Annotated in this window: 22 protein-coding genes; 14 read left to right on the top strand and 8 right to left on the bottom strand. The window is 69.8% G+C overall.

Going from position 1 to position 24,005, the window contains the following annotated elements; genetic code table 11:
• Nucleotides 1–4: 4 nt before the first annotated feature.
• The 4 genes from AC07YS_RS16005 to AC07YS_RS15990 form a co-directional block, all read right to left on the bottom strand.
• Complete coding sequence (locus AC07YS_RS16005; RefSeq protein ID WP_095948776.1) at nucleotides 5–982, bottom strand: NAD(P)H-dependent flavin oxidoreductase; 978 nt, start codon at nucleotides 980–982, stop codon at nucleotides 5–7.
• A gap of 51 nt (nucleotides 983–1,033) precedes the next feature.
• Nucleotides 1,034–1,639 (bottom strand): TetR/AcrR family transcriptional regulator, encoded by a 606-nt coding sequence (locus AC07YS_RS16000; RefSeq protein ID WP_495268476.1) that lies wholly within the window; start codon nucleotides 1,637–1,639, stop codon nucleotides 1,034–1,036.
• Between the two features lie 130 nt (nucleotides 1,640–1,769).
• Nucleotides 1,770–2,924, bottom strand: a complete 1,155-nt coding sequence (locus tag AC07YS_RS15995; protein ID WP_495268477.1) for an aromatic ring-hydroxylating oxygenase subunit alpha — start codon at nucleotides 2,922–2,924, stop codon at nucleotides 1,770–1,772.
• Nucleotides 2,925–3,037: 113 nt separating this feature from the next.
• The gene (locus AC07YS_RS15990) at nucleotides 3,038–4,096 is read right to left on the bottom strand and encodes a beta-keto acid cleavage family enzyme (protein ID WP_495268478.1); all 1,059 of its coding nucleotides are present in this window, start codon (nucleotides 4,094–4,096) and stop codon (nucleotides 3,038–3,040) included.
• Between the two features lie 237 nt (nucleotides 4,097–4,333).
• Here AC07YS_RS15990 and AC07YS_RS15985 point away from each other — a divergent pair, with 237 nt between their 5' ends.
• Together AC07YS_RS15985 and AC07YS_RS15980 are read left to right on the top strand one after the other, a co-directional pair.
• Nucleotides 4,334–5,314 (top strand): Bug family tripartite tricarboxylate transporter substrate binding protein, encoded by a 981-nt coding sequence (locus tag AC07YS_RS15985; protein ID WP_495268479.1) that lies wholly within the window; start codon nucleotides 4,334–4,336, stop codon nucleotides 5,312–5,314.
• Nucleotides 5,315–5,342: 28 nt separating this feature from the next.
• Nucleotides 5,343–6,383, top strand: coding sequence for an AraC family transcriptional regulator (locus AC07YS_RS15980; RefSeq protein ID WP_062477242.1), 1,041 nt, complete (start codon nucleotides 5,343–5,345; stop codon nucleotides 6,381–6,383).
• 80 nt (nucleotides 6,384–6,463) lie between these two features.
• Here AC07YS_RS15980 and AC07YS_RS15975 read toward each other — a convergent pair whose 3' ends face one another.
• Genes AC07YS_RS15975 through AC07YS_RS15965 form a run of 3 tightly spaced genes read right to left on the bottom strand, consistent with a single transcriptional unit; the run spans nucleotide 6,464 to nucleotide 9,418 of the window.
• Nucleotides 6,464–7,522 (bottom strand): beta-keto acid cleavage family enzyme, encoded by a 1,059-nt coding sequence (locus AC07YS_RS15975; protein WP_070062068.1) that lies wholly within the window; start codon nucleotides 7,520–7,522, stop codon nucleotides 6,464–6,466.
• 50 nt (nucleotides 7,523–7,572) lie between these two features.
• On the bottom strand, nucleotides 7,573–8,415 hold the full coding sequence (locus AC07YS_RS15970) for a TauD/TfdA dioxygenase family protein (RefSeq protein ID WP_159273050.1): 843 nt from the start codon (nucleotides 8,413–8,415) through the stop codon (nucleotides 7,573–7,575).
• A gap of 31 nt (nucleotides 8,416–8,446) precedes the next feature.
• Entirely contained in the window at nucleotides 8,447–9,418 is a 972-nt protein-coding gene (locus tag AC07YS_RS15965; protein ID WP_495268480.1) for a Bug family tripartite tricarboxylate transporter substrate binding protein, read from the bottom strand.
• 197 nt (nucleotides 9,419–9,615) lie between these two features.
• Here AC07YS_RS15965 and AC07YS_RS15960 point away from each other — a divergent pair, with 197 nt between their 5' ends.
• The 12 genes from AC07YS_RS15960 (at nucleotide 9,616) to AC07YS_RS15905 (ending at nucleotide 23,314) form a co-directional block, all read left to right on the top strand.
• Nucleotides 9,616–10,587, top strand: a complete 972-nt coding sequence (locus AC07YS_RS15960) for a quinone oxidoreductase family protein (protein ID WP_495268481.1) — start codon at nucleotides 9,616–9,618, stop codon at nucleotides 10,585–10,587.
• Between the two features lie 23 nt (nucleotides 10,588–10,610).
• The gene (locus AC07YS_RS15955) at nucleotides 10,611–11,642 is read left to right on the top strand and encodes an AraC family transcriptional regulator (RefSeq protein WP_495268482.1); all 1,032 of its coding nucleotides are present in this window, start codon (nucleotides 10,611–10,613) and stop codon (nucleotides 11,640–11,642) included.
• A 46-nt stretch (nucleotides 11,643–11,688) separates the two neighbouring features.
• On the top strand, nucleotides 11,689–14,385 hold the full coding sequence (locus tag AC07YS_RS15950; protein ID WP_495268483.1) for a winged helix-turn-helix domain-containing protein: 2,697 nt from the start codon (nucleotides 11,689–11,691) through the stop codon (nucleotides 14,383–14,385).
• A 219-nt stretch (nucleotides 14,386–14,604) separates the two neighbouring features.
• Nucleotides 14,605–15,453 carry a TauD/TfdA dioxygenase family protein gene (locus AC07YS_RS15945; RefSeq protein WP_495268513.1) on the top strand — a complete coding sequence of 283 codons (849 nt, stop codon included), beginning with the start codon at nucleotides 14,605–14,607 and terminating at the stop codon, nucleotides 15,451–15,453.
• Nucleotides 15,454–15,508: 55 nt separating this feature from the next.
• Nucleotides 15,509–16,567, top strand: coding sequence for a beta-keto acid cleavage family enzyme (locus tag AC07YS_RS15940; protein WP_062482971.1), 1,059 nt, complete (start codon nucleotides 15,509–15,511; stop codon nucleotides 16,565–16,567).
• A 42-nt stretch (nucleotides 16,568–16,609) separates the two neighbouring features.
• Nucleotides 16,610–17,593 carry a tripartite tricarboxylate transporter substrate binding protein gene (locus tag AC07YS_RS15935; RefSeq protein ID WP_056573291.1) on the top strand — a complete coding sequence of 328 codons (984 nt, stop codon included), beginning with the start codon at nucleotides 16,610–16,612 and terminating at the stop codon, nucleotides 17,591–17,593.
• A gap of 14 nt (nucleotides 17,594–17,607) precedes the next feature.
• On the top strand, nucleotides 17,608–18,165 hold the full coding sequence (locus AC07YS_RS15930) for an RBBP9/YdeN family alpha/beta hydrolase (RefSeq protein ID WP_495268484.1): 558 nt from the start codon (nucleotides 17,608–17,610) through the stop codon (nucleotides 18,163–18,165).
• Between the two features lie 43 nt (nucleotides 18,166–18,208).
• Nucleotides 18,209–19,180: a quinone oxidoreductase family protein gene (locus AC07YS_RS15925; RefSeq protein ID WP_495268485.1), complete on the top strand. Its 972-nt coding sequence runs from the start codon at nucleotides 18,209–18,211 to the stop codon at nucleotides 19,178–19,180.
• 7 nt (nucleotides 19,181–19,187) lie between these two features.
• Nucleotides 19,188–20,198 carry a YeiH family protein gene (locus tag AC07YS_RS15920; protein ID WP_495268486.1) on the top strand — a complete coding sequence of 337 codons (1,011 nt, stop codon included), beginning with the start codon at nucleotides 19,188–19,190 and terminating at the stop codon, nucleotides 20,196–20,198.
• A gap of 58 nt (nucleotides 20,199–20,256) precedes the next feature.
• The gene (locus AC07YS_RS15915) at nucleotides 20,257–21,498 is read left to right on the top strand and encodes a porin (protein ID WP_495268487.1); all 1,242 of its coding nucleotides are present in this window, start codon (nucleotides 20,257–20,259) and stop codon (nucleotides 21,496–21,498) included.
• A 59-nt stretch (nucleotides 21,499–21,557) separates the two neighbouring features.
• A complete protein-coding gene (locus tag AC07YS_RS15910; RefSeq protein ID WP_062482400.1) occupies nucleotides 21,558–22,118 on the top strand; it encodes a hypothetical protein in 561 nt (186 codons plus the stop codon).
• Nucleotides 22,115–23,314 carry a PrsW family intramembrane metalloprotease gene (locus tag AC07YS_RS15905; RefSeq protein ID WP_495268488.1) on the top strand — a complete coding sequence of 400 codons (1,200 nt, stop codon included), beginning with the start codon at nucleotides 22,115–22,117 and terminating at the stop codon, nucleotides 23,312–23,314. Before AC07YS_RS15910 ends, AC07YS_RS15905 begins: the two co-directional genes overlap by 4 nt.
• 4 nt (nucleotides 23,315–23,318) lie before the next feature.
• Here AC07YS_RS15905 and AC07YS_RS15900 read toward each other — a convergent pair whose 3' ends face one another.
• On the bottom strand, nucleotides 23,319–23,999 hold the full coding sequence (locus tag AC07YS_RS15900; RefSeq protein ID WP_495268489.1) for a peptidoglycan DD-metalloendopeptidase family protein: 681 nt from the start codon (nucleotides 23,997–23,999) through the stop codon (nucleotides 23,319–23,321).
• Nucleotides 24,000–24,005: the final 6 nt, after the last annotated feature.

Genomic DNA, 24,005 nt, shown 5'->3' with positions numbered 1-24,005 from the left:
AAGCTCAGCCCTTCAGCATGCCCGCCAGACGCTTGGCGATGAGTTCGTCGGCCTGCGCCATGATCCGGTCGATGAGCTCCGCGCAGCTGGGCACGTCGTGGATCAACCCGGCCACCATGCCGCAGCTCCAGGCGCCGGCGTCCATGTGGCCCTCGGTCATCACCTTCGGGTAGATGCCGGCGACCTGGTCCATGATGTCGTCGATCTTCAGCGCGTCGCCCTTGGCGCGCTCGATCTCCATGAGGCGCTCCACGCCCGCGTTGTTGATCACGCGCTCGGTGTTGCGCAGCGAACGCATGATCAGGCGCGTGTCGAGCTCCGAGGCGTTGACGATGGCCTGCTTCACGTTGGCGTGCACCGGCGCTTCCTTGGTCGCGATGAAGCGCGTGCCCATGTTCATGCCCTCGGCGCCCAGCGCGAGCGCGGCCACGAGGCTGCGGCCGTCGGCCATGCCGCCCGAGGCAACGAACGGGATCTTCAGTTCCTCGGCCGCGCGCGGCAGCAGGATCATGTTGGGCACGTCGTCCTCGCCGGGGTGGCCGCCGCACTCGAAGCCGTCGACGCTCACCGCGTCGCAGCCGATGCGCTCGGCCTTGAGCGCGTGGCGCACCGAGGTGCACTTGTGGATCACCTTGATGCCCGCGGCCTTCAGCGCCGGCATGTAGGCCTCGGGGCTGCGGCCCGCGGTTTCCACGGCCTTGATGCCGCCTTCGACGATGGCCGCGATGTACTCGGGGTACGGCGGCGAGGCAAAGGTCGGCAGGAAGGTGAGGTTCACGCCGAAGGGCTTGTCGGTCATCTCGTGGCAGCGCGCGATCTCGCGCGCCAGCAGCTCGGGCGTCTTCTGCGTGAGGCCCGTAATGATCCCCAGGCCGCCGGCGTTGGAGACGGCCGCGGCCAGCTCGGCAAAGCCGACGTAGTGCATGCCGCCCTGGATGATGGGGTGGCGGATGCCGAAGAGTTCGGTGATGCGGGTTTTCAAGGGAACGTCCTTTGGTCGGGGTTGCTGGGAAGGAAAGAGAGGAAGAAAAAATCAGGGCGGAGAGATGACGCGCAGCACGTCGCGCGCCATCGCCTTCATCCAGGCCGTGTCGCTCTTCAGCGCAGGCTCTGCGAAGGTCTTGGCAAAGGTGGGCCGCGCCATCTTGGCGTAGTTCAGCGTGCCGAAGATGAGCGTGAGCACCACCACGGCCGACAGGTCGTCACGCACGAGGCCGGCCGCCTGCGCCGCAGCCACCAGGCCCAGGCTGGCCTGCAGGAAGCCTTCGAGCGGCCGGGTCTGCGCATGCTGGATGCGCTCGGCGTTGTCGAGCAGTTCGCGCGTGACGAGCTTGAAGCCCGTGGGCCGCGCGTGCATCCACTCGACCTGCAGCGCGACGAACGCCTGCAGCCGCGCAGGCAGGTCGGGGGCCGCCTCGACGCGCTTGCAGATGCGCGCCGTCAGGTCTTCGGCCTGCTTTTCGAGCACGGCGCGGTACAGCACTTCCTTGCTCGGAAAGTGATGCAGCAGCCCCGGGTTGCCGACTTCGCAGTCGCGCGCGATGGCTGACAGCGACGCGCCCTGGAAGCCGTGGTCGGCAAAGTGCTGCTCGGCGCGCGCGAGGATTATTTCTTTACGGGAAAGGGCAAGGGTGGCCATCGGGCGGTTCTGGAAAGCGTCACGCGTAAGAGCGCATGCCGCGAAGACGCGACCGGCGATCAGACGCGATGCGCGCCATTCTTTCTTGTGTCTTGTGGGCTGGTTGTTGCACGCGCGACACCCTCGCGCGTCAGCGTGCGGCCGGCATCGCCGCCACCTGCTGCGCGAGCTGCGCGTGGAAACGCGGCGCGCTGTACTCGAAGGTGCCGAAGCTGAGCGCGTCGTTCGCGCCCGATGCGAGCCCGGCCTGGATCGACTCGGCCAGCGCATAGTCTTCCGCGAGCGTGCGCCGGTACAGCGCCACGTTCGCATCCCAGTGCGCCGTCGCCTTCTCCGAGGCCGGCGCCTCGGGAATCAGCGTGAGCTCGTGCACGCGCGTGCGCGTGGCGCCCAGCGGCTCCAGCATGCTGAGCTGCGCGTGGTCGGGCTGCACCAGGATGGTCGTGTTGGGAAAGAAGAAGTAGGTCAGGTTGCCGTAGCGACGCGGATCGAAACCGGCCGCATCGGGCTGGTGCTCCTGGAACTTCGACTTGAGCAGGTACAGGCGCCGGTTCAGGTCGAACTCGTCGATGACCTGCAGGTTGTGCAGGAACATGTGGGCGATGGTCTCGCGGTGCGCCACCTTGAAGTGGTAGGCCTCGAAGGAACCGTCGACCAGCAGCTTCCAGTTGGCCTCGACCTCGTACGTGCGCGGCGCATAGGCCACGGGCGCGCGCAGCCCGGCCAGCGACTCGAGGTTGTCCATGAGCGGGCCCAGGTGCGCGCCGGGGTCGCTGTCCGCCTGCGACGGATCGCACACGACCCAGACCACGCCCGCGCGCTCGACCGTGGCCAGCCGGCGCAGGCCCGACTCTTCCTGCTTCAGGCAGGGAAAGCCGAAGGACTCGGGCACGCCGCGCAAGGTGCCGTCGGGCTTGTAGGTCCATGCGTGGTACGGGCAGACGAAGGCGCGCGCCTCGCTGCCGCTGCCTTCGGGCACCACGCGCGCGCCGCGGTGGCGGCACACGTTGAGAAAAGCCTGCACCTGCCCGCTCTCCTGGCGCACCAGCAGCAGCGGCACGCCCGTGTGCGTGAGCGACAGCCACGCGCCCGGCGAAGCGAGCGATGCGCTGGCGGCCACCGGCTGCGGATGCCGCTGCAGCAGCCGCCGCTCGTCGCGTGCGATGGCCTCGTCGGTGTACTGGCCGACCGGCACGCGGTCGCCCTCCCCTTGCGCGTCGGCGCGCCCGGCCTGCAGGGCCGTGGTCGCTCGGCGATGGAGTTCGGCTGCGAAGTTCTCGCTCATCGGGGGGCTTTCTGTGCGATGCGATGCAGCCCGGTGAGCTGCGCGATCGGCCCAGTCTACCGACTGACCAGTCGGTACGTCAACCGCCCCCCCGGGAAGCGGTGGAAGCGGTATCAGGCCGGCTTGCGCAGGAAGCCCTGCTGCGCGCCGTTGCGGTTGGGCGCGAAGCCGTTGGCCTGCAGCGTCTCTTCGGTGGTCTCGTAGAACACGCCGATCTTCATGATCTCGCGCGCCTGCTGCGCGGTGGCGATGGGGCGGCCGAACTCGGTCGCGATGCGCACGAGCTGCTTGATCTGCTCGACCGAGCTCATCTTGCCGGTGCGGGTCTGGTTCCACAGCACGTCCTCGATGCCGCAGCGCACGTGCAGGCCCAGGGCGATGCCGATCATGTTCACGGGCAGCACGTTGAGCACCGAGCTCTCGACCGTGACCACCGCGCCGTCGGGTGCGGCGCGCAGGAAGTTGGCCAGGTTGTAGATGTTCGCCTGGTCCATGCCGCCACTGATGGCCACCCAGTTCATCACCAGCGGGCCCTTGTAGACGCCGCGGCGGATCATGCGTTCGATGGTCTCGAAGCTGTTGATGTTGTAGCACTGGAACTCGCTCTGGATGCCCGCGGCCGTGAGGCGGCAGATGTGCTCTTCCACCCAGCTGGGGTTCGAGGGCACGATCATGTCCCGGTACGTCGAGTACAGCCGCGGGTCGCCGCGCGACAGGCCCTTGAAGTCGTCCAGCCCCGCGTGCTCGGTCACGTTCATCTGCGTGGTGTTGACGGTCACCGTCACCTGGTCGGGCCGGGGCGTGAGCTCGGCCAGCATGTGGCGCGTGTCGTCGCTGAGCCACTTGGCGGCGGCGCCGTCGTCCTCGGGCGCGAAGCTGATGGAGCCGCCCACCTGGATGACCATCTCGGGCACGCGCGCGCGCACGCCGGCGATCAGCTCGTTGAACATCGACAGCCGCTTGCTGCCCTTGCCGTTGGCCTCGCGCACATGCAGGTGCAGCACGGTGGCGCCGGCCTCGTAGCAGTCGACCGCCTTCTGGATCTGCTCTTCCATCGTGACCGGAATGTCTTCCGGAAAGTCGGCGGGAATCCAGCCCGGCGCATAGGGTGCGGCCGTGATGATCAGGGGCTGCTGGTTCTCGGGATACAGGTGGCCGTCGAGGAAGTTCATGGGGTTGTCTCCGGTGAAAAGGTTGCGCTTGCAGCCAAAGTTTCTGGCGCAGCTGCGAAAACTTCTTGCTCATCGGGGGCGCGGTTTTGTCTTTCTGGGGCATTGGAATGGCGCGTGCAAAGACAGGTTTCACTGTCGCGATTGGGCAAGTGGCCGACGCGTGGCGCCAAGCATTCAGCAGCGGTGGCGCCGCAGAATCCGCACGCCCTTCTTGTCTCTTCCACCTGAGGACGAACCATGTGTCTGCATCTGCTGCGAGCCTCCCTTCTCTTCCTGGCCGCGCTGTGCTGCGGCACGGCCTCGGCCCAGGCCTGGCCCGACAAGCCCCTCCGGCTGATCGTTCCCGCGCCGCCGGGCGGCATCTCCGACGCGGCGGCGCGGCTGCTCGCCGAACAGCTGCGCACGAACCTCGGCCAGACCGTGCTGGTGGACAACAAGCCGGGCGGCTCCGCCGTCATCGCCGAGCGCGCGCTGATGGCCGCGCCGGCCGACGGCTACACGCTGATGGTCGGGCCGTCGAGCGTGCTGTCCGACATTCCGCTCACGGTGAAGACGCCCTTCGACCCGCTCAAGACCTTCACCTACGTCGGCGAGGTGACGGGCATGTTCCATGTGCTGGTGGCCAATGCCGGCTTCCCGCCGAACACGGTGAACGACCTGCTGGCGCATGCCAAACAGCATCCGCGCTCGGTCAGCGTGGCCAACCTGAGCACGGGCACGCGCTCCAACCTGCTGGGCGAGATGCTGCGCGCGCGCAGCGGCAACGACATCCTCGTGGTGCCGTACAAGGGCTCGGCGCCGGCGCTGGTCGACCTCATGGGCAACCAGGTGCAGCTGACCTTCGAGGTGGTGAGCAACGTCACCTCGCTGATCCGCAGCGGCAAGATCAAGGCGCTGGCCGTAGCGTCGCCCAGGCGTTCGCGCTTCCTGCCCGACGTGCCCACCTTCGGTGAGCTGGGCCTGCCCGACTTCGTGATGCCCGACGCGAGCGTGGGCGTGTTCGTGCTCAGCAGCATGCCGCCGGCGCTGCAGGAGAAAATCCGCGCCGAGGTGGCCCGGGCCGTGCAGGCGCCGAAGTTCCGCGAGGCGCTGCTCGCGCAGAATTACGATCCGCCGCGCGAGGCGACGCTGGTGCAGCTGCGCCAGACGCTGGACGCCACGACCGCCCACAATCGGGCCATCATCGAGAAACTGCAACTCAAGATCAGCCCCGAGTGAACACGGGGCCTCTGCCAAAGAAGCCACCATGAAGCACCTCGGTCGACTGATGCGCAGCGCGAGCCTCAGCGGCTACGTGGAGCTGGTGCAATCGCTCGGCCGTGACCCGCATGCCTTCATGCGCACCGTGGGGCTGAAGGCGCAGCTGCTCGAGCACCCCGAGACGCTGATCCCCGGCGACGCCGTGCGCGAGCTGCTCGAGATCACCGCGCGCGCCACGCGCACCGAAGATTTCGCGTTGCGGCTGGCGGCGCAGCGCAAGCTCTCGGCGCTGGGCCCCATCAGCGTCGTGCTCAAGGAAGAGCCCACGCCGCGCGACGCGCTCGACACGCTGGGCCGCTACCTGAAGCTGGTGAACGCCTCGCTGAGCTTTCGCCTCGAGGACACGGGCGACATGGTCATCATCCAGGAAGACCTGCTGCCCAGCCCCGGGCTGCCGATGCGCCAGTCGATGGAGCTGGCCGTGGGCATCATGTTCCGCATCCTCGGCGAGCTCATCGATCCGCAGTGGCGCCCGCAGCAGGTGTGCTTCACGCACCGCCCGCCGGCGGACATGGCGGCGCACCGCGCCTTCTTCGGTCGCAACGTCAAGTTCAACCAGGATTTCAACGGCCTCGTGTGCCTGGCGGCCGACCTGCGCAAGCCGCGCGAATCGGGCGACCAGGGCGTGGCGCGTTTCGCGCGCGAGTACCTCGAAGCCGCGCTGAAAGACCGCGGCGAGAGCACGCGCGAAGCCTGCCGCGAACTCATCCTGGCGCTGATGCCCGGCGGCGGCTGCACCGCGCAAGAAGTGGCGCGGCACCTGCGCGTGGACCGCCGCACGCTGCACCGCCGGCTCGAGGCCGAAGGCCTCACCTTCAGCCGCCTGCTCGACGACGTGCGCTCCGACCTCGTGAAGCGCCACCTGCGCGACAGCGACCTGCCGCTGAGCGAGGTGGCCGAGCTGCTGGGGTTTTCAGGGCCCAGCAGCTTCAGCCACTGGTTTCGCCACCACTTCGGCTGCAGCGCCTCGCAGTGGAGCAAGCAGACGGCCGGCGCGGTGGCTCAGGGCGCGGTGCGCGCGTTCTGAACCAGGTCTTCGTGGCGCAGGGCATGCGAGAGGCCCTCCAGCAGGCGCCAGGCCGCATGCGCGAAGCGGGCCCTCATCTCTCAGGCCGCCTTGCGCAGGAAGCCCTGGTTGCCTCCGTTGCGGTTCGGCGCGAAGCCGTTGGCCGCGAGCGACTCCTCGGCCGTCTCGTAGAACACGCCGATCTTCGAGATCTCGCGCGCCTGCTGCGCCGTGGCGATGGGGCGGCCGAACTGGCGCGAGATGGCCACCAGCTGCTCGATCTGCGCCACGGTGCCGATCTTGGCGGTGCGCGTCTGATTCCACAGCACGTCCTCGGTGCCGCAGCGCACGTGCAGGCCCATGGCGATGCCCATCATGTTCACGGGCAGCACGTTGCGCACCGAGCTTTCCACCGTGAGCACGGCACCGTCGGGCACGGCGCGCACGAAGTTGGCCAGGTTGTAGATGTTCGGCGCGTCCATGCCGCCGCTGATCGCCACCCAGTTCATCACCAGCGGGCCCTTGTAGACACCGCGCCGCATGAGCCGTTCGACCGACTCGAAGCTGTTGATGTTGTAGCACTGGAAGGCGCTCTGGATGCCCGCCTTCGTGAGGCGGCGGATGTGCTCCTCGACCCAGCCCGGCTGCGCCGGCACCGTCATCTCCTTGTAGGCCTCGAAGATGGCGGGAATCTCGCGCGAGGTGCCCTTGAAGTCGGCCAGCTCGGCGTGCTCCGTGACGTTCATCTGCGAGGTGTTGACCGTCACCGTCACCTGGTCGGGCGTGGGCTCCAGCTCGGCGAGCATGTGGCGCGTGTCGTCGCTGAGCCACTTGGCGGCGGCGCCTTCGCTCTCGGGCGCGAAGCTGATCGAGCCGCCCACCTGGATGATCATTTCGGGCACGCGCGCACGCACGCCGGCGATCAGCTCGTTGAACTTGGACAGCCGCTTGCTGCCCTTGCCATCGAGTTCGCGCACATGCAGGTGCAGCACCGTGGCGCCGGCGTTGTAGCAGTCGACCGCCTTCTGGATCTGCTCTTCCATCGTGACCGGGATCTCGCCCGGGAAGTCGGAAGGAAGCCAGCCCGGCGCATAGGGCGCGGCGGTGATGATCAGCGGCTGCTGGTTTTCGGGAAAGAGGTGGCCGTCGAGGAAGTTCATGGCGTGCGTCTGTCAGGTGGCGAGGCGGGGGGCGGATGCGGGGGCGATGTTCAGTACGGCACGTCGCCGACGATGCCGGCGCGTTCCATCTTTCGCGGCGCGGGCCAGTAGTCGTTCAGTGCGTAGTGCTGCGTGCTGCGGTTGTCCCAGACGACCACGTCGCCCGGCTGCCACGACCAGCGCACCTGGTACTCGGGAATGGTGGCGCGGCTGAGCAGGTAGTTCAGCAGCAGCGCCGCGCCCGGTGTCTTGTCGATGCCGTGGCGCACGTTCTCGGGGGTGCTGTAGTTCACGAAGTGGGTGGTGAAGCTGCCCACGTAGAGCACCTTCTCGCCGGTCTCGGGGTGCGTGCGCACCACGGGGTGCTCCACGGGCGGATGGTCCTGGCCCAGCTTGAGGCGCGCTTCCATCGGCATCACGGCGCCGAAGGAATGCTCGATGCTGGCCTTGGCGCGCAGCTTGCCGATCTTGTGCTTGATCTCGTCGGGCAGCTCGTCGTGCGCCTGCACCATGTTCACCCAGATGGTGTCGCCGCCGACCTCGGGGCACTCGATGCAGCGCAGCACCGCGCCCATCGCGGGGCTCTGGCGCCACAGGCCGTCGCAGTGGTAGGTGTTCTCGTAGCTGTGCTTGTTGTCGCTGCGGTAGATGCGCACGAGGCCCGGGTGCTCGGGGTCGCTGCCGACCACGGGGTGGTCTTCCAGTTCGCCGAAGCAGCGTGCGAAGGCGACGTGCTCGGCGCGCTCGATGTCCTGGCCGCGGAAGAAAAGCACCTTGTGCTTGAGCAGCGCGGCGCGGATCGATGCAAAGCACTCGGGGTCGCGCGAGGCCTCGCCCAGGTGGACGTCCGAGATTTCGGCGCCGATGGACGGCGTGAGGGGTCTGATCTTCATGAGAGGTCTCCGATGGAATGGCGCGTGCCGCTCAGTTCGCCTGGATGCGGTACTTCTTGACGATGGCCGCGTTGCGCTCGGACAGCGCGCGGGTCTCGGCGATGAGCGCGGGCGTGTCGATGCTGAGCTCGGGCTCCAGGCCCACGTCGAGCAGCTTCTGCTGCACGGCGGGCGCCTGGCCGGCCTTCTCGATCGCGGCATGCAGCTTGGCCATCACGTCGGCCGGCAGCTTGGCCGATCCGATGAAGCCGACCCAGCCGCGGAACTGCAGGTCGGGGTAGCCGAGTTCGGTGGTGGTGGGCAGGTCGGGCAGGAAGCGCGAGCGGGTCTTGCCGGTGAAGGCATAGGGGCGCAGCTTGCCGGCCTTGATGAGCGGCATCGAGGTGAGCATGCCGTCGAACATCAGGTCGACCTGGCCGCCCAGCAGGTCCTGCAGCGCGGGCGGCGAGCCGGGGTAGCCGATGTGCTGCAGGTCGAGCCCGGCGCGGTCGCTGAGGATGAGGCCCGCGTACTGCGACACGGTGCCGGGGCTGTAGCTGGCGAAGCTGGCCTTGCCCTTGCGCGTCTTCAGCTCGGCGACGAGGCCCTGGAAGTCCTTGGCCGGGAAGTTCGCGGCCGTGACGAGCACCACGCCCGAGCGCGCCACCGAGCCGATGGGCACCACGTCCTTCAGCGGATCGAAGGGCATCTTCACGACCTGCGGCGTCTCGGCCAGCACGTTGCTGGCGGCCATCACGATGGTGTTGCCGTCGGCCGGCGCCTGCAGCATGGCCTGCAGGCCGATGGAGCCGCCCGCGCCGGGGCGGTTCTCGACGATCACGGGGCGGCCGATGTCCAGCGCCATCTGCTGCCCGACGACGCGGGCCACGATGTCCATCGTGCCGCCCGGCGGCGCGGGAACGATGAGCTTGACGGGCTTGTCGCCCAGCGCCCAGGCCCCGAGGGCCATCGAGCATCCGACCAGCGCCACAGCGGCGGCGCGTCCAAATTGCAGCAGTTTCATGGGGTGTCTCCGGTTGTTGTCTTGCAGGCCTCGGTGGGCCGATGCCGCCAGTATCCGGCGCACCCCGCCCGCATTTCTTGCTTTATTGGGGCATTGATTTGCCAATTTGGGACATCGCCAAGACCACGCTTCCCGCCGCCGCCACGCGCCGCAAGAATCCGTTCCATACAGCCCCCACACACCCCAGGAGACGCACCATGAACCAGGCCATCCGCTTCCACGAGACCGGCAGCGCCGACGTGCTCAAGCTCGAAAACGTCGAGGTCGGCGAGCCCGGCCCGGGCCAGGCGCGCGTGCGCCACAGCCTCATCGCCGTCAACTTCATCGACATCTATTTCCGCACCGGGCGCTATCCGCTCGCGTTGCCCAACGGGCTCGGTTCCGATGCCGTGGGTGTGGTCGAGGCCGTGGGGCCGGGCGTGACCGACATCCGTGTGGGCGATCGCGTGGGCTACCTCATCGGGCCGCAAGGGGCGTATTCGCAGGTGCGTGTGATGCCGGCTGACGTTCTGATCCCGTTGCCCGATGGCATCTCCGATCGCACCGCTGCCACGTTGATGATGAAGGGCATGACGGCGCAGTACCTGTTCCGGCAGGTCTATCCGCTCCAGGGTGGCGAGACGATCCTGTACCACGCAGCCGCCGGTGGTGTGGGCCTCATCGCCTGCCAGTGGGCACGCGCCATGGGCGTGACGATGATCGGCACCGTCAGCACCGACGAGAAGGCCGCGGTCGCCAAGGCCAATGGCTGCGCCCACACCATCGTGACCTCGCGCGAGAACATCGCCCAGCGCGTGCGCGAGATCACCGAAGGCAAGGGCGTGCCGGTCGTGTACGACTCGGTGGGCAAGGACACGCTGGAAGCCTCGCTCGATTGCCTGCAGCCACGCGGCACGCTCGTGAGCAACGGCACCTCGTCGGGCGCCGTGGTCGTCGACACCAAGCTGCTGGCGGCGAAGGGCTCGATCTGGCTCACGCGACCCGCGATGGTTCATTACATCCACCCGCGCCCACACATGCTGTCGATGGCCGACGAACTGTTCGACCACGTGCTGGCCGGCCGCATCGTGAGCGAGCCCCAGCAGAGCTTCGCACTGGCCGATGCCGCCGAGGCGCACCGCGCGCTCGAAGGTCGCAAGACCACCGGCGCCACCGTGCTCGTGCCCTGAGAACTGCCACGTGCGGACTTGCGATGTCCTCCCTGGTCCGCGCGGCAAGCCTCACCCACTACCGCGAGGTCGCCCGCGCCAGCGGCCTGGACCCGGCGCGCATGCTCCTGGACGCCGGCCTGAGCCCCCGCGTGCTGGACGAGCCCGACCTGATGATTCCGGTCGACCGCGTCGCCGCGCTGCTGCAGGCCTCGGCCGAGCGCTCGGGCAACGACAGCTTCGGGCTGTGCATGGCCGAGGGGCGGCGGCTGTCGAACCTCGGGGCCGTCGGCCTGCTGGTGCGCGAGCAGCCGACGCTGCGCGATTCGCTCGACGTGCTGATGCGCTACCAGCCGCTGCTCAACGGCTCGCTGTCGCTGATGGTCGAGGCCTTCGGCCAGGTGGTGGTGATCCGCGAGGAAGTGCAGCCCGGCAAGGCGCACCGCGCCACGCGCCAGCGCATCGAACTGGCGCTGGGCGTGATGCTGCGGCTGCTGCGCCAGTTTCTCGGCGCCGACTGGCAGCCCCGGCGCGTGTGCCTGGCGCACCCCGCGCCGCGCGACCTGCGCACGCACCATCGCGTGCTGGGCACGGCCGTCGCCTTCGACCAGGACTTCCACGGCATCGTCTGTGCGCGCGACGACCTGGACGCGCCCAACCCCACGGCCGACCCGGCCATGGCGCGCTATGCGCGGCAACTGCTCGACGCGGCGGCGCCTGCGCCCGGCGACCCGCTGCCGGGCGACGTGCGGCGCGCGGTGCTGCTGCTCCTGCCCAGCGGGCGCTGCAGCATCGCGCAGGTGTCGGCGCACGTGGGCGTGGAATGCCGCACGATCCAGCGCCGGCTCGCGCACGACGGGCGGAGCTTCTCGGCCATCGTCAACGACGTGCGCAAGGAACTCGCCGTGCGCCATGTGCTGGAGGGCGACCGCCCGCTGGCCGAGGTCGCGGGCCTGCTCGGCTTCTGTGCGCCCAGCGGACTGTCGCGCTGGTTCCATGCGCAGTACGGCTGCAGCGCGAAGGCCAGCCGCGCGCGGCGGGGGGCGCCGCGCCGCGCTTCGGCCTCGCGCGATTGACGTGGAGAATCGGGCTCGTTCTTCCCTCCACGAGCACGAACGAGCCTTGGCCACTTTCCCGCCCCCCGATGCGAGCGGCGCCCCGCGCGACCTGCTGCTCAAGGTGACGCCGCCCCGTGTCCCGCGTCACCTGGTCTCGCGCGCGCGGCTCCTGTCGAGCGCCGACGCGCTGCACGACCACGCGGTGTTCGTGGTGCAGGCGCCCTCGGGCTTCGGCAAGACCTCGCTGCTGGCGCAGTGGCGGCTGGAGTACCTGGGCCTGGGCGTGCCGGTCGGCTGGGTCTCGGCGCAGAGCCAGGACGACCCCGGCCGGCTGGTGCAGAGCCTGGCGCTGGCGCTGCGCGTCGCCATGGGCCGCCCCGCGTTCGGGCGCAGCCTGTTCCAGGACGACCGGCCCGGCACGCTGGGCAGCGTCACCGCGCTGCTGGCCGAGCTGGCGCAGGCGGCCTTGAACGTGGTGCTGGTCATCGACGAGGCCGACCGCCTGCCACCGGCCTCGCGCGAGGCGCTGGCCTACCTGCTGCGCAACGCGCCGCCCAACGTGCGCACGCTCATTGCCACGCGCCCCGACGGCCGGCTCGACATCGAGGATCTCGTGGCCTACGGGCAGTGCGTGGAGATCGGCCCGGCGCTGCTGAAGTTCAGCCTCGACGAGACGCTGCAGCTGGTGCAGGCGCGCTTCGGCGCGCGCGTCGACCGCAACACCGCCGCCCGGCTGCACGAGCTGACCGAAGGCTGGCCGCTGGGCCTGCAGCTGGCCACGACCATCATCGCGCGCGGGGCCGACGCGCACGCAGCGCACACGGTGCTGGGCGACATGACGGCCGCCGCCGGCGAGCTGCAGGGCGAGCTGGTGCGGCTGCTGCTGGTGAACCTCGACCCGCAGGATCGCGACTTCCTGGCCCGCATCGCCGTGCTCGACCTGCTGCATCCCGAGCTGTGCCGTGCCGTCTCCGGCGTCGACGACGCCGCGGCGCGGCTGGCGCGGCTGAGCAACGACACGCCGGTGTTCGCCGCCGCCGAAGGGGGCGAGTGGCTGCGCATGCATGCGCTGGCGCGCGACGTGCTGCGCCAGCGTTTTGCCGCGCTCGACGCCGCCGAGCAGGTGGCGGCGCATGCGCGCGCCGCGCAGTGGCTGGCCGCGCACGAGCTGCTCGACGAAGCCGCCCACCACGCGCTGAGCGCGGGCCAGCACCAGACCGCCTACGAGCTTGCGGAGCGCAGCCTGTACGAATCGCTCATGCGGCGCGGGCGGCAGGCCACGGTGCTCGAATGGATGGCGCAGATGCCCGCCGACGAACTCGACCGCCGCCCGCGCCTGCTGCTGGCCGCGGCATGGACGCTCGCATCGAGCGAGCGGCACGAAGAAGCCGGCCGCTTCGTGGCGCGCATCCTGGCGCAGCCCGGCGTGAGCGATGCACTGCGCTGCGAATGCGCGCTGATCCTCGGCGGCGCGGCCGTGTTCGCGGACGACCCCGACCGCTTCGTGGAACTGCACGCGCCCTGGACCGAGGCCGTGCCGCTGACCGACCCGCTGCTGCTGCAGTCGCACGCCAACCGCATGGCCTACCGCGCGCTGCTCGAGGGCGAGCCCGCGCTCGCGCGCCTGCGCCAGCAGCAGGCCCTGCGCGGGCACCCGGGCCACGGCGTCGACTACATCCGGCGCTGGAGCGAACTGGTCATCGGCCTGAGCTATGCGTGGGAAGGCCAGGTGCTGCTGGCCGAGCAGCTGCTGCGCCCCGCCGTGGCCGGCGCCGAGGCCGAGATGGGTCGGCGCCACCGCTTCAGCTGCAACCTGGCCGCGCTGCTCGCGTCGGTGGCCTGGGAGCGCGACCTGCCGGGCGACGCCGCCACGCTGCTGGCCAACCGCCTCGACGTGCTGGAGCACAGCGGCCTGCCCGAATCGCTGCTGCAGGCCTACCGCACGGCGGCGCGCATCGCGGCGGCCGAGGGCGCCGAGCACCGCGCGCTGGAACTGCTGGACGCGCTGGACGCGGCCGGCGCTGCGCGGCGCCTGCCGCGGCTGCGCATCGCCAGCCTGGCCGAGCAGGTGCGCCTGCATGCGCAGCGCCACCGCGCCCAGACCTGCCGCGAGCTGTGCGAGCGCATCGACGCGCAACTGGCCGACCCCTCGCTGCCGCAGGGCCCGCTGTGGCGGCGCAGCGTGGAAGCGCTGCGCGACGTGGCGCGCGCCCATGCGGCCATCGCCGCGCGCGACTGGCCCGACGCCCTCGCGAAGCTGGCGCGGGCCGACGAACAGGCGCGCCAGCGCAAGCAGGGCGGCCTGCACATCGAGCTGCTGGGCCTGCGCGCGCTGGCGCTGGAGCGCTGCGGCCAGCCGGCGCAGGCGCTGCTGCGCGAGGCGATGGACCTGGCGCGCGCCTACGGGCTGCAGCGCGTGTTCTCCGACGCGCACCCCGAGCTGGGCGCCTGGGTCGGCACGCTCGCGGCCGAGGGCGCGCAGGCCGAGATCGCAGTCGCGCCGCTCGCACCCGCCGTACCGCCCGTGCCCGCGCCTGCGGCACCGGCCTCGCCCGGCGCCGTGCTCACGCCCAAGGAGGGCGAGGTGCTGGTGCTGCTGGCGCGCAACCTGTCGAACAAGGAAATCGGGCGCGCCATGCAGGTGGGCGAAACCACCGTCAAGTGGCATGTGAAGAACCTGTTCTCCAAGCTCGACGCCGGCACGCGCACGCAGGTGGTGCAGCGCGCGCGCATCCTGGGGCTGCTCGCCGCGGGGCACTGAGGGCTCGCCGCCAGGCACTGAGGGTTTCTCCCTCCCCTCCAGGGCCGCCTCCCCCTCCTGCGAGGAGGGGGCGCGCGCAGGGGCCCCGACCTATTCTTGCTTTCAGCACGGTCACCGCCGCACAGCGGCACCCCCCGACCGGCACAGGAGACAAGACACATGGGTTCCACGATCCAGCCAGGCCTCTCGAACGGGGCCCCCGCCGTGCACACGCGCGGCATCCAGGTCCACCCCGTGACCTGCGCCATCGGCGCCGAGCTGCGCCACGTGTCGCTGGCCGAGGCCTCGCGCGACGCCGGCCTGGCGGCCGAGATCCGCGCGCTGCTGGTGCAGCACAAGGTGCTGTTCTTCCGCCAGCAGGAACTCACGCGCGCCGAGCACGTCACCTTCGCCCGCCACTTCGGCGAACTCGAGGACCACCCCGTGGTCGGCAGCGACCCCGAGCACCCGGGCCTGGTGCGCATCTACAAGAGCCCCGAGACGCCGGTCGACCGCTACGAGAACAGCTGGCACACCGACGCCACCTGGCGCGAGAAGCCGCCCTTCGGCTGCGTGCTGCGTTGCGTCGAATGCCCGCCGGTGGGCGGCGACACGATGTGGGCCAACATGGCGCTGGCCTTCGAGAAGCTGCCCGCGCACATCCAGCAGCAGATTGCCGGGCTGCGTGCGCGCCACAGCATCGAGGCCACCTTCGGCGCCGCGATGCCGATCGAGAAGCGCCTGGCGCTGAAGGCCCAGTTTCCCGACGCCGAGCACCCGGTGGTGCGCACGCACCCCGACACGGGCGAGAAGATCCTGTTCGTCAACGGCTTCACGACCCACTTCACCAACTTCCACACGCCGGCCAACGTGCGCTACGGGCAGGACTACCAGCCCGGCGCCGCCCTGCTGCTGGCCTACCTCGTGAGCCAGGTGCAGATCCCCGAGTACCAGGTGCGCTGGCGCTGGCAGCCGGGCGACGTGGCCATGTGGGACAACCGTTCGACCCAGCACTACGCGGTCATGGACTACCCGCCCTGCCATCGAAAGATGGAACGCGCCGGCATCGTCGGCGACGCGGTCTTCTGAGCGGGCACGTCCTGCGCCATCTCCCTTCCTTCTTCCTTTCTCCCGAGGTCCTGCCATGAACTTTCTCGACGGCCATCTGTTCCCCGAAAACCAGCAGCCGCTGGTCATCACCGCCGCGCCCTACGCACCGTCGTGGGTGCCCGCCGACTTTCCGGAAGACATTCCCGTCACGATGGAGCAGCAGATCCAGAAGGCGGTCGACTGCTACAACGCCGGCGCCACGGTGCTGCACCTGCATGTGCGCGAACTCGACGGCAAGGGCAGCAAGCGGCTGTCGAAATTCAACGAGCTGATCGCCGGCGTGCGCAAGGCCGTGCCCGAAATGATCATCCAGGTCGGCGGCTCGATCAGCTTCGCGCCCGAGAGCGAAGGCGCCGCCGCCAAGTGGCTGAGCGACGACACGCGCCACATGCTGGCCGAGCTGGAGCCCACGCCCGACCAGGTGACGGTGACCATCAACACCTCTCAGATGAACGTGGTCGAACACTGGGACGACGCCGACACCCGGGGCACCTCGATGGAAGACCCCGAGGTCTACCGCGCCTACAAGGAAATGACCGTGCCCGCGCAGCCGGGCTGGGCCGAGGAGCACATCCGCCGCCTCACGAAGGCCGGCATCCAGAGCGCCTTCCAGTGCTACAACATCAACAGCTTCGACTCGGTCGAGCGGCTGATGCGCCGCGGCGTCTACAAGGGCCCGCTGGTCATGAACTGGGTGGCCATCGGCGGCGGCATGGACGTGCCCAACATCTACAGCCTGGCCAACTTCGTGCGCGCCGTGCCCGACGGCGCAGTGCTCACGGTGGAAAGCTCCATGCGCAACGTGCTGCCCGTGAACATGATGGGCATCGCCATGGGCCTGCACGTGCGCTGCGGCATCGAGGACAACCTCTGGAACCAGTCGCGCTCCGCCAAGATGGGCACGGTGGCGCAGGTCGAGCAGCTGGTGGCCATCTCGCGCCAGTTCGGCCGCCCCATCGCCACCGCCAAGCAGGCGCGCGAGATTTCGAAGATCGGCGTTTTCTACGACACCGTCGAGGAATCGCTGGCGGCCAACGGCTTCGCGCCGAACCGCAACGGCGCGCAGCAGGGCTTCCTGCGCAAGGCGGCCTGAGCACCGCACACCCCCGGCACCAGAACACCTGGAGACATCGCGATGAAAAAAACCCACAACATCCTTCGCCGCCTGAAGCCCTGGGCAGCCGCCCTGGCCGCCGCGCCCCTGCTCGCCCATGCCTGGACCACCAAGCCGGTGCGGATCGTGGTGCCGGCGCCCGCGGGCGGCACCATGGACGTCGTGGCCCGCGTGTTGTCCGACGCGATTTCGGCCGAGATCGGGCAGCCGGTGATCGTCGACAACAAGCCGGGCGCCGGTGGCGCCATCGGGGTGCAGGCGCTCAACAGCGCGCCGCCCGACGGGCAGACCATCATGTTCATGGTCAGCAACATCCTGACCGAGATTCCCCTGGTGATGAAGACCAGCTTCGACCCGGTCAAGGACGTGAAGCCGGTGACCATGGTGGCGCGCTCGGCGATGGTGCTGGTGAGCGCGCCGTCGGTGCCGGCCAACGACCTGAAAGGCCTCATCGCCTACCTGAAGACCGGCAAGGGCAGCCCGGGCAGCTACGCCTCGTACTCCGCGGGCACCAGCTCGCACTACGCCGGCGCCATCTTTGCCCGCAAGGCGGGGCTGGACCTGCAGCACGTGCCGTTCCCGGGCTCGCCGCCGGCGCTGCAGAACCTGATGGGCAGCCAGGTCGACATCCTGTTCGACGGCATCGTCACGTCGCTGCCCCTGATCAAGGCCGGCAAGGTGAAGGTCTTCGGGGTCGGAGCCAAGACCCGGCTGGCGCAGCTGCCGGAGGTGCCCACGATGGCCGAGCAGGGCTTCGACGAGATCGACTTCTCGAACTGGGCCGGCGCCATCGTGTCGGCAAAGATGCCCGACGACCTCGTCAAGCGGATCAATGCGGTCCTCACGAAAGCCGCCTCCTCCCCGAAGGTGCGGGAGCGGCTCATCGCGCAGAACTTCGTGCCGATGACCAGCGAGAGCCCCGAGCAGCTCGCGAAGATCACGCACGACGAGTACGAGCGCAACGCGCGGATCGTCAAGACCTACAACATCCAGCTCAACCAGTGAGGGTGCAGGCCGACATGACTGCTCCCACCGTCCTCATCGTTCCCGGCCTGCGCGACGCCGTCGCCAGCCACTGGCAGACCCTGCTCGCCGCACGCCTGCCGCGCGTGCGCGCGGTGCCGCCCATGGGCCGCGACGACCTCGACTGCGCCGCGCGCGTGGCGGCCATCGAGCGCGAAGCGCAGGCGGTCGAGGGCCCGCTGGTCATCGTGGCGCACAGCGGCGGCGTGGTGATGCTGGCGCACTGGGCGCAGCGCACGCGCCGGCCGGTGCGCGGCGCCCTTCTGGCCACGCCACCCGACTTCGAACGGCCGATGCCCGAGGGTTACCCCCGCGTCGAGGCCCTGCGCGCCGGCGGCTGGCTGCCGGTGCCCAGCGGGCCGCTGCCGTTCCCGAGCATCGTGGCGGCGAGCCGCAACGACCCGCTGGCGCCGTTCGAGCGCGTGGTGCAGATGGCGCAGGGCTGGGGCAGCCGCCTGGTCGACCTCGGCGAGGTCGGCCACCTCAACCCCGCCTCGGGCTACGGCGAATGGCCGGGCGCGCAGGCCTTCATCGACGAACTCTCGGCGGACTGAGCCCTTTCTGCCCGCCTGCCCTTCCTACCGAAAGAAACTCCCCATGGTCCAAGCCATCCGCTTCCACGAGACCGGCAGCGCCGACGTGCTCAAGCTCGAACACGTCGAAGTCGGTGAACCCGGCCCGGGGCAGGCGCGCGTGCGCCACAGCCTCATCGCCGTCAACTTCATCGACATCTACTTTCGTACGGGGCGCTATCCGCTCACGTTGCCCAACGGACTCGGTTCCGACGCCGTGGGCGTGGTCGAGGCCGTGGGGCCCGGCGTGACCGACATTCGCGTGGGTGACCGCGTGGGTTACCTCATCGGGCCGCAGGGGGCGTATTCGCAGGTGCGTGTGATGCCGGCTGACGTTCTGATCCCGTTGCCCGATGGCATCTCCGATCGCACCGCTGCCACGTTGATGATGAAGGGCATGACGGCGCAGTACCTGTTCCGGCAGGTCTATCCGCTCCAGGGTGGCGAGACGATCCTGTACCACGCAGCCGCTGGCGGCGTGGGCCTCATCGCCTGCCAGTGGGCGCGCGCCATGGGCGTCACGATGATCGGCACCGTCAGCACCGACGAGAAGGCTGCGGTCGCCAAGGCCAACGGCTGCACCCACACCATCGTGACTTCGCGCGAGAACATCGCCCAGCGCGTGCGCGAGATCACCGATGGCAAGGGCGTTCCCGTGGTCTACGACTCGGTGGGGAAAGACACGCTGGAAGCTTCGCTCGATTGCCTGCAGCCGCGCGGCACGCTCGTGAGCAATGGCACCTCGTCGGGCGCCGTGGTCGTCGATTCGCAGGTGCTGGCCGCCAAGGGCTCGATCTGGCTCACGCGGCCCGCGATGGTTCACTACATTCACCCGCGTCCGCACATGCTGTCGATGGCCGACGAGTTGTTCGGCCACGTGCTGGCCGGTCGCATCGTGAGCGAGCCCCAGCAGAGCTTCGCACTGGCCGACGCCGCCGAAGCGCACCGCGCCCTCGAAGGCCGCAAGACCACCGGCGCCACCGTGCTCGTCCCCTGAGGTTTCCATGACCGCCTTGTCTGTCGCCGCATGGCCGGCGCGCGGCCGCCTGCTCTTTCCGGGCGTGCTCGCCTGCGCGGTGGTCGCCGCCGCGTCCACCTTCCTGTCGCAGCACTACGGTGCGCCGGTGATGCTGTTCGCGCTCATCCTCGGCATGGCGATGAACTTCCTTTCGGCCGAGGGCCCGTGCAAACCCGGCATCGAGTTCACCGCGCGCCACGTGCTGCGCTGGGGCGTGGCGCTGCTCGGGTTGCGCATCACGGCCGCGCAGGTGGTGGCGCTGGGCTGGCACCCGGTGCTGCTGGTGGCGGTGTCGCTGGTGCTGACCATCGGGGTGTCGATGGTGGTGGCGCGGCTGATGGGCTTCAACGTGCTGTTCGGCCTGCTCAGCGGCGGCGCCACCGCGATCTGCGGCGCCTCGGCCGCGCTGGCGCTGGCCGCGGCGCTGCCGCCGCATCCGCTGAAGGAACGCGCCACGCTGTTCACGGTGGTGGGCGTGTCGGCGCTGTCGACGCTCACGATGATCGCCTACCCCCTGATCGCGCGCGCCCTCGGCATGGACGAACACACGGCCGGCGTGTTCCTGGGCGCCACCATCCACGACGTGGCGCAGGTGGTGGGCGCGGGCTACGGCATGTCGCAGGCCACGGGCGACACGGCCACGCTGGTCAAGCTGATGCGCGTGGCGGCGCTGCTGCCGGTGATCCTGTTCGCCGTGATGTTCACGCGCGCCACCGGCAAGGCCGTGGGCGGCCAGCGCCCGCCGCTGCTGCCGTGGTTCGCGGTGGCCTTTGCCGCGCTGGTGGCGCTCAACAGCACGGGCTGGCTGCCGCCCCCGCTCACCACCGCGGGCAGCGACCTGTCGCGCTGGTTCCTGGTGGCGGCGATGGCCGGCATCGGCATGAAGACGCAGCTGCGCGAGCTGGTCGACGTGGGCCTCAAGCCGGTGGTGCTGATGGTCGGCGAGACCGTGTTCATCGCCGCGCTGGTGCTCGCGCTGCTGCGCTGGGCGCCCTGACACACAGCCCCCACGACGACAGAGACGACAACACACACAACAACCAGGAGACAAGACCATGAAGAAGAAGACCCTCATCGCCGCCGCAGCCACAACCCTCGCTGCCGGCGCTTCCCTCGCCCAGTCCTCGCTCACGCTGTTCGGCGTGATGGACGCGGGCGTGAGCCACTACCGCACCACCAGCAGTTCGTACAACCCGCTGCGCCCGGCCGAGCTGCGCCAGAGCCAGACCGTGCTGTCGCCCTCGGGCAATGCCTCGAGCCGCATCGGCTTTCGCGGCACCGAGGACCTGGGCGGCGGGCTGGCCGCGAGCTTCTGGCTGGAGGCGCCGCTGAGCAACGACACGGGCGGTGGCATCACGAACTTCGGACGCCGCTCCACGCTCAGCCTCAGCGGCCCCTTCGGCGAAGTGCGCCTGGGCCGCGACTACACGGCCTCGTTCTGGAACGACGCGGTGTTCGACCCCTTCAGCGTCAACGGCGTGGGCACCAACCTGATCGCGGTGGTCAACAGCAACATCGCGGCCTCGCGCGCGCTGGCCACGGGCGGCCTGCTGAACGGCGGGCTCTCCGCGGGCACCGACAGCTACCTGCGCACGAGCAACGCCATCAGCTACTTCCTGCCGCCGAACCTGGGCGGCTTCTACGGCCAGGTGCAGTACGCGCTGCACGAGAACACGAAGGTCAGCAACGTGCCCGACAGTCCCTCGCAGCGCGGGCGCTACGTGGGCGGGCGCATCGGCTGGGCCAGCGGACCGGCCGACGTGGCGCTGGGCTACGGCGAGAGCACGCTGGCCAGCGCCGCCGCGCAGAGCGAGAAGATCAAGAGCCTGAACCTGGGCGCCTCCTACGACTTCGGCGTGGTGAAGGTGTTCGGCGAATGGTCGCGCGTGCGTGACGTGCGCCACAGCGCCACGCCCTTCGCCAACGGCGCGCTGAATCTGAGCGACCGCTACGACGGCCTCATGGCCGGCGTGAACGTGCCGCTGGGCGCGGGCGTGGTGCGCGCCTCGTATGCGCGCGTGCGCTTCGTCAACGGGCTGGGCCTGCCCGACGGCAATTCGTCGGTGAACAAGCTGGCGCTGGGCTACGTGCACAACCTCTCCAAGCGCACGGCGCTGTATGCCTCGGTGGCGCGCATCCACATCGCCAACGGCCGCAACAACCCGACGGTGATGGGCGTGACGCCGCTGGTGCTGAGCCTGCCGGCGATCTTCCCGCAGCCGGCCTACGCGACCACCAACGGCATGCAGCCGCACCGCGCGCTGGGCTACGACGTTGGTATTCGCATGGCGTTCTGAGCGCCTGACAACAGCGGCGGCGCCCCCGCGCCGTCGCCTCGGTGTGGCACGATCCACGGATGCTTCAACCGTCCCGCCGCATCCCGTACCGCACCTGGCCGGGCGCGCTCGCGATCCTCCTGGCCATTGCCGCGTACGTCGGCGGCCTGACCTTCTGGAACAACCACACGCCCGGCAGCCGGCCGCTGCCCGCGGGCGAGACCGTGTCGGTCGCCCACGCGCGCTTCGAGCCCGCGCCGGGCTGGCAGATGGACGTGTCGCGCTCCAAGGCCGGCCAGTCGCTCATGCTCTTCAAGGGCGGCCACAAGTTCCTCGTGACCACGCGCCTGTGGATGGGCGGGCCCGACGGCCCCATGGTGCGCCAGCAGCGGCTCATGGAGCGCGGCCAGGGCCTGACCGTCGAAGGCGACGTGTCCGACTTCGTCACCGGCTGGGGCCTGCAGGGCAAGACTTTTGCCTACTACGGCGCCAAGCTCGCCGGCCGCTTCTGGCAGGTGGTCGACACGCCGCGTCGCTCGCTGGTGCAGATCGACGTGTACGGCCCCACCGACGGCTTCAACGAAGCGCTGGCCGATGCCCGCAGGATGCTGGACTCGATGGACCTGGAGGCACCGCTGTGAGCACCGCCACCGAAGCGCCCGTCGCGACGCAGGAAGACGCCGACTGGCCCATCGGCACCGACTCGTTCTTCCAGCCGCAGCGCGCCGCGTTCTGGCTGCTGGCGGCGCTGATCCTCAACGGCCTGTTCTACACGGTCTCGATGTTCTCGCTGGGCTTTCGCGTGGTGCCCGTCACCGCGCTGCTGGGCCTGCTGGTGTGGGGCGGCTACACGGCGGCGTTCGTGCTGTTTTTCCGCACGCTCGACCTGCTGGAGCAGCACCCGCCCGAGGCCTACGTGCTGGCCTTTGCATGGGGCGGGCTGGGCGCGGTGTACTTCGCGGCGCCGGCCAACATCGCCATCCAGAGCCTGTGCGCCAAGCTGGTGTCGCCGGAGTTCGTGGCGGCGTGGGGGCCGGCCATCGCGGGGCCGATCACCGAAGAATTCCTGAAGCTCGCGGGCGTGATCCTGCTGGTGCTGATCGCGCGCAACCAGTTCGAAACGTATCTGTCGGTGCTGATCGTCGGCGCCATGGCCGGGCTGGGCTTCCAGGTGATCGAGAACCTGAGCTACACGGTGAACAGCGCCGTGAACTTCCCGCTCGAGAACCAGGTGTACCCGGTGCTCTACCACCTGCTGATGCGCGGGCTGCTGAGCGGGCTGTGGAGCCACGCGGCCTACACGACCATCGCCTCGTTCGGCGTGGCGTGGTTCCTGCTGAACCCGCAGCGCCCGATGGCGGCGCGCATCGGCTGCGCCCTCTTCTACTTCGCGCTGGCGTGGGCGATGCACTTCATCTGGAATTCGCCGCTGCTGGAAGACCGCTTCGACGACGGCTTTGTCGGCATCGCGCTGCTGCTGATCGTCAAGGGCATCCCGGTGGTGATCGCCGCCGCCTTCGTCTGGCGCGCCGCCGCGCGCGAGAACGGCACCTACCTGCATGCGCTGGCCGCCTACTTCGTGCCCGAGCGCGAGCTGATCCGCGACGACGAATGGGTGCGCCTGGGCGCGCCGCTGCTGCGCTACCGCGTGCGCCGCGACATGGGCAAGGAATTCGGAAAACGCGCCCGGCGCCTGAAGGCACAGCTGCAGCGCGAGCAGCTGCGGCTCATCCTCAAGGCCGGCACGCACGGACGCGGGCCGCAGACGCGGCGCCATGAAGTCGCGGTGCGCCGCCTGCGGGCCGAGCTCGACCTGCTCACGCGGCCGCAGGGCTGACGGCTTACTTCGCCGGCAGATACAGCCGCGGATCGACCGCCTTGCCGCGGTAGCGGATCTCGAAGTGCAGCTTGGCGCGGCCGCCCTCCGCCGGGCCGATCTCGGCGATCTTCTGGCCGCGCTGCACGCGCTGGCCCTGCTTCACGCCCACGGTGCCCACGTTGGTGTAGATCGACATGTAGGAGCCGCCGTGGTCGACCATGATGACACTGCCGTAGCCGCGCATCGTTTCGGTCGCAGCCACCGAGCCGGCGCCGATCGCGTGCACGGGCTCGCCGCTGCTGCCGCCGATGTCCAGGCCCTTGTTGCTGTTGCCGTTGAAGCCGGCGATGACCGCGCCCTGCGTCGGCCAGCCCCAGTCGCTGCGGCGCGAGGCGGGCGGCACCACGGGGTCGCGCTCGCGGGGTGCGGGCGCGGGCTTGGCTTTTTCTGTACTGCTGCTGCTGCCGCCGCTGCTGCGCGGCGGAGGCGTGGCAGCCCCCGTCGCGGCGCCGCCGGGCGGCACCACGCGCAGCACCTGCCCGGCTTCGAGCTGGTCGGGGTCCTTGATCTGGTTCCAGCGGGCGATCTCGGCCGTCGTCCGGCCGTGCCGCTGCGCGATGCGGTAGAGCGTGTCGCCCGTCTGCACGACGTACTCGCCGGGGCCCGCCACCGGCGTGCTGGGCGTGGTGGAGCATGCGCCCACCAGCAA

It is taken from the genome of Variovorax sp. GW458-11-26-14-LB1, assembly GCF_059423965.1.
The sequence above is the reverse complement of the archived record's forward strand: the minus strand, read 5'-3'. Positions and strand labels throughout refer to the sequence as shown.

Bases quoted from the DNA above. Each gene is read 5' to 3' on its own strand.
- AC07YS_RS16000 (WP_495268476.1), bottom strand. From the start codon at position 1,639: ATGGCCACCCTTGCCCTTTCCCGTAAAGAAATAATCCTCGCGCGCGCC.
- AC07YS_RS15995 (WP_495268477.1), bottom strand. From the start codon at position 2,924: ATGAGCGAGAACTTCGCAGCCGAACTCCATCGCCGAGCGACCACGGCC.
- AC07YS_RS15990 (WP_495268478.1), bottom strand. From the start codon at position 4,096: ATGAACTTCCTCGACGGCCACCTGTATCCCGAGAACCAGCAGCCCCTG.
- AC07YS_RS15985 (WP_495268479.1), top strand. From the start codon at position 4,334: ATGTGTCTGCATCTGCTGCGAGCCTCCCTTCTCTTCCTGGCCGCGCTG.
- AC07YS_RS15980 (WP_062477242.1), top strand. From the start codon at position 5,343: ATGAAGCACCTCGGTCGACTGATGCGCAGCGCGAGCCTCAGCGGCTAC.
- AC07YS_RS15975 (WP_070062068.1), bottom strand. From the start codon at position 7,522: ATGAACTTCCTCGACGGCCACCTCTTTCCCGAAAACCAGCAGCCGCTG.
- AC07YS_RS15970 (WP_159273050.1), bottom strand. From the start codon at position 8,415: ATGAAGATCAGACCCCTCACGCCGTCCATCGGCGCCGAAATCTCGGAC.
- AC07YS_RS15965 (WP_495268480.1), bottom strand. From the start codon at position 9,418: ATGAAACTGCTGCAATTTGGACGCGCCGCCGCTGTGGCGCTGGTCGGA.
- AC07YS_RS15960 (WP_495268481.1), top strand. From the start codon at position 9,616: ATGAACCAGGCCATCCGCTTCCACGAGACCGGCAGCGCCGACGTGCTC.
- AC07YS_RS15955 (WP_495268482.1), top strand. From the start codon at position 10,611: ATGTCCTCCCTGGTCCGCGCGGCAAGCCTCACCCACTACCGCGAGGTC.
- AC07YS_RS15940 (WP_062482971.1), top strand. From the start codon at position 15,509: ATGAACTTTCTCGACGGCCATCTGTTCCCCGAAAACCAGCAGCCGCTG.
- AC07YS_RS15935 (WP_056573291.1), top strand. From the start codon at position 16,610: ATGAAAAAAACCCACAACATCCTTCGCCGCCTGAAGCCCTGGGCAGCC.
- AC07YS_RS15930 (WP_495268484.1), top strand. From the start codon at position 17,608: ATGACTGCTCCCACCGTCCTCATCGTTCCCGGCCTGCGCGACGCCGTC.
- AC07YS_RS15925 (WP_495268485.1), top strand. From the start codon at position 18,209: ATGGTCCAAGCCATCCGCTTCCACGAGACCGGCAGCGCCGACGTGCTC.
- AC07YS_RS15920 (WP_495268486.1), top strand. From the start codon at position 19,188: ATGACCGCCTTGTCTGTCGCCGCATGGCCGGCGCGCGGCCGCCTGCTC.
- AC07YS_RS15915 (WP_495268487.1), top strand. From the start codon at position 20,257: ATGAAGAAGAAGACCCTCATCGCCGCCGCAGCCACAACCCTCGCTGCC.
- AC07YS_RS15910 (WP_062482400.1), top strand. From the start codon at position 21,558: ATGCTTCAACCGTCCCGCCGCATCCCGTACCGCACCTGGCCGGGCGCG.